Source organism: Pantoea sp. CTOTU49201 (genome assembly GCF_032054795.1).
GTDB lineage: Bacteria > Pseudomonadota > Gammaproteobacteria > Enterobacterales > Enterobacteriaceae > Pantoea > Pantoea symbiotica.
In genome coordinates this window covers 1-3,765 of the sequence record NZ_DAMBSA010000129.1, presented here as the reverse complement: position 1 = coordinate 3,765, position 3,765 = coordinate 1, and the positions used below count along the sequence as shown (strand labels likewise).

The window sequence follows — 3,765 nt, the reverse complement described above, 5'->3', positions numbered from 1 at the left end:
ATCTCTCCAACCAGAAGGAAGGAATATGAAGCAAACCACTCTGATGGATGACGTACCCTTAAATCGCTTTCACCTCAAAATCACCGGTTTGACCTTCGGCGCGCACCTTACGGATGGCTACATTCTCGGCTCCGTTGGTTTTGCGCTGACGCAAATGACGCCGCAGATGAACCTGTCGCCGTTCTGGCAGGGCATGATCGGCAGCTCCGCCTTAATCGGCCTGTTTCTTGGCAGCTTGATTCTTGGCTGGATCGCCGATTCCGTTGGCCGCCAGAAGATCTTCTGCTTCAGCTTTATTCTCATCACCCTCGCCTCCGGCATGCAGTTCTTTGCGCAGTCGGCTGAGCAGCTGTTCCTGCTACGCGTGCTGATTGGCTTCGGCCTCGGCGGTGACTTCGCGGTCGGTCACACCATTCTGGCGGAGTTTGCGCCGCGTAAGCATCGCGGCGTGCTACTTGGCGCCTTTAGCGTGTTGTGGACGGTTGGCTATGTGGCGGCGAGTTTTGCCGGACATCTGGCGCTCAACGCGCATGCCGACGGCTGGCGCTGGCTGCTCGCCTCTTCGGCGTTACCGGCGCTGGCGATTCTGCTGTTGCGCATTGGCACGCCGGAATCCCCGCGCTGGCTGCTGCGACGTGGGCGAAGGGAAGAAGCGCTGGCGATTGTCGCGCGTCTGTTTGGCCCGAATGTGACCTTACCGGAAGAGCGCCAGCAAGCGCCCGATGGCGGCCTGAGCGCGCTGTTCAGCCCACGCTATCGTCGTCGCACCGCCTTTAACTGCTTGTTCTTTGTCTGTCTGGTGATCCCCTACTTCGCCATCTACACCTTCCTGCCGGCGATTCTGCGTCAGATGGGTTTGGATCAGGGCTTCGCCACCGATTTGCTGTTGAGCGGCCTGTTATTGGTTGGCGCGGTGTTGGGCATTGTGCTTACCGCCATGTGTTCACGCCGCGGCTTTCTGATTGGCTCGTTCATCTTCCTCGCCGCCTGCTTATTACTGCTGAGTCTGCTGCACAACAGCACGGGCGTCTGGCTGATTGTGCTTTTCGCGGCTTTCACCTTAGTGATGTCGGCAGTGAGCAACCTGGTGGGCGTGTTCCCCGCCGAAAGTTTCCCAACGGATGTGCGCTCACGCGGCGTGGGTTTCGCCACCTCAATGAGCCGCCTTGGATCGGCGGTCGGCACGCTGTTGCTGCCGCTGGCGATCGTGAATTACGGCATCGGCGGCACCATGGCGTTACTGGCCGCGATTCTGGTGCTCGGCGCATTGGTTTCCATCGCCTGGGCACCAGAAACCAAAGGATTGACGCTAACCGACGCGTCACAAGACACACCGCCGGCTGACAAGTCGCTCAGCCCGCACGCTTCAACTTCAACGCAACAGCTGTAACGGGAGGCAATAATGGAAATGTATATCGGTGAAGGTTTTGCAGGCGACGGCGTGAATGCCTCGCACATCAATATCATGATTGGACCGCGTGACGGCGTGGTGGGACAGGCGTTCTCCACCAGCTTGGCCACACCGTCACAAGGGCACTGTCCATTTATGGTGGTGATTAAACCCAACGTGCCGGCCAAGCCCATGACCTTGTACGTGAATAAAGCGGCGATTGATGGCGAATTGCACGGCAACGCCACATGGGGCGCTTCGCAGGCGGCGATTGCCAAAGCGGTCACCGAGGCGCTGCTGAAAGGTACGCTGCCCGCCGAAGCCGAAGATGAGTGGTGCATCGTCACGGCCAACTGGGTGAATCCGGGCTGTACCGATGTGGATGAGGTGTTCGCCAATAACTATCGCGCCTGCACGGTGGCCATTGAAGCGGCAATGGAAAAATTACCGGGCCGTCAGCAGTTGCAGCAGGCGCTGCCGCAGTTGGGCAATCCGTTCTATACCCCGAAGTAACAGGAGTTGCAGCATGGAATACATCAATCTCGGCCACAGCGGTTTACGCGTATCCCGTCTTTGTCTCGGCACCATGAACATGGGCAGCAAAAGCTGGAAACCGTGGATTTTTGATGAAGCGCAGAGCGAGCCGATCATTCGTCACGCGCTGGAAAACGGCATTAACTTTATCGATCTGGCTGATTTCTACTCCAGCGGAGCCGGTGAAGAGGTGGTAGGCCGCGTGCTGAAGCGCGTGGCACAGCGTGACGAACTGGTGCTGACCACCAAAGTCGGTTATCCGCTTGGCGGCGGACACAACAATCAGGGCCATTCGCGTAAGCACATCCTCGACAGCATCGACGGCAGCTTGCGTCGCCTCGGCACCGATTATGTCGATATGTATATGCTGCACTATTTCGATGTGAATACGCCGATCGAAGAGACGTGGGAAACGATGAACAGCATCGTGCGCAGCGGCAAGGCGCGCTATGTCGGCGTTTCCACTATGTATTGCTGGCAGCTGGCGAAAATTTTGTGGTGCTGCGAACGCAACGGCTTCGTTAAGCCCATCAACATGCAGTTGCAGCTTAACTGCGCCTATCGCGAAGAGGAGCGTGAAATGCTGCCGTTCTGCCGCGATCAGGGTTTGGGCGTCTCGGTGTTTAGTCCGTTAGCGCGCGGTTTGCTGAGCGGCGATGTGCAGTCGGTGCGCAATCAAACTGACTTCTTTACCCGCGAGATGTATGGCGATGAAGCCTCATTACAGATCGCCGAATCTGTGGGTCGCGTGGCGGCGGCACGTGGACTTTCAAGCGCGCAAATCGCACAAGCCTGGGTGCTGTCCCATCCAGGCGTGGATGCGATGCTGGTCGGGGCCGACAGCGTTGCGCAGCTGGATAGCGCGATCGCCGCATTGGATACGCCGCTGGATAGCGAAGAGCGTTTCGAGCTGGAACGCAATTACACACCATGCGATGTGATTAACGATTACACCGCCGGCAAACGCATTACCCGCCATAGCCGCGCGGCACGCACGGTGTTTGCCGATCAGATTCAACCTGCGAGGAATATTGCATGACAACTTCATTGCTACGCACCGGATGGTACTGTGATGGGCAATGGCTGGAGAGCGAACACACCTATGAGGTGAATAATCCAGCCGATGATAGCGTGGTGGCGCACGTTGCTCACGTGGGTGAAGCCGAAACCACGCGGGCGATTGCGGCGGCTACTGCTGCCCTGCCCGCCTGGCGCGCCCTGACCGCCAAAGCGCGCGCGGTGATTTTGCAGCGCTGGTATCAATTGATCTTAGAAAACCAGGAAGCGCTGGCGCAACTGGTGGTGCAGGAACAGGGCAAAGTGCTGGCCGAAGCGCGTGGCGAAGTACTCTACGCCGCCAGCTTTATTGAATGGTTCGCGGAAGAAGGCAAGCGCGCTAACGGCAAAACCATTCCTTCCACCAAAACGGGCAATCTGATCCTGACGCTGAAACAACCGGTTGGTGTGGTCGCCGCCATCACGCCGTGGAATTTTCCACTGGCAATGTTGACGCGCAAACTGGGCCCAGCGCTGGCGGCAGGTTGTACCGCTATCGTCAAACCCGCCAATGAGACGCCGCTGTCGGCTTTTGCCTTGCTGGTGCTGGCGGAGCAAGCGGGCGTGCCGCCGGGCGTGTTGAATGCCGTGAGCGGTGCCACCGTGGAGATTGGTCATACGCTGACGCACGACGATCGCGTGCGCAAAATCTCCTTCACCGGCTCAACGGCGGTGGGAAAATTGTTGATGCGCGATGCCGCCAGCTCGGTGAAAAAGTTATCGCTGGAACTAGGCGGCAACGCGCCCTTTATCGTGTTCGACGATGCGGATATTGATGCAGCGGT

4 protein-coding genes are annotated in these 3,765 nt (G+C 58.3%); all 4 read left to right on the top strand.

Annotated elements, in window-relative coordinates:
• Nucleotides 1-25: 25 nt before the first annotated feature.
• A complete protein-coding gene (locus RTY00_RS11185) occupies nucleotides 26-1,390 on the top strand; it encodes an MFS transporter (RefSeq protein WP_312664477.1) in 1,365 nt (454 codons plus the stop codon).
• Nucleotides 1,391-1,402: 12 nt separating this feature from the next.
• On the top strand, nucleotides 1,403-1,903 hold the full coding sequence (fae, locus tag RTY00_RS11180) for a formaldehyde-activating enzyme (protein ID WP_312664476.1): 501 nt from the start codon (nucleotides 1,403-1,405) through the stop codon (nucleotides 1,901-1,903).
• Nucleotides 1,904-1,916: 13 nt separating this feature from the next.
• The gene (locus RTY00_RS11175; protein WP_154153143.1) at nucleotides 1,917-2,963 is read left to right on the top strand and encodes an aldo/keto reductase; all 1,047 of its coding nucleotides are present in this window, start codon (nucleotides 1,917-1,919) and stop codon (nucleotides 2,961-2,963) included.
• On the top strand, nucleotides 2,960-3,765 hold an 806-nt coding region (locus RTY00_RS11170; protein ID WP_312664475.1), incomplete at its 3' end, for an aldehyde dehydrogenase family protein. The genes RTY00_RS11175 and RTY00_RS11170, both read left to right, overlap by 4 nt.

Excerpts from the sequence above, each read along its gene's own strand:
- RTY00_RS11175 (WP_154153143.1), top strand. The coding sequence starts at position 1,917 with ATGGAATACATCAATCTCGGCCACAGCGGTTTACGCGTATCCCGTCTT.
- fae (WP_312664476.1), top strand. The coding sequence starts at position 1,403 with ATGGAAATGTATATCGGTGAAGGTTTTGCAGGCGACGGCGTGAATGCC.
- RTY00_RS11185 (WP_312664477.1), top strand. The coding sequence starts at position 26 with ATGAAGCAAACCACTCTGATGGATGACGTACCCTTAAATCGCTTTCAC.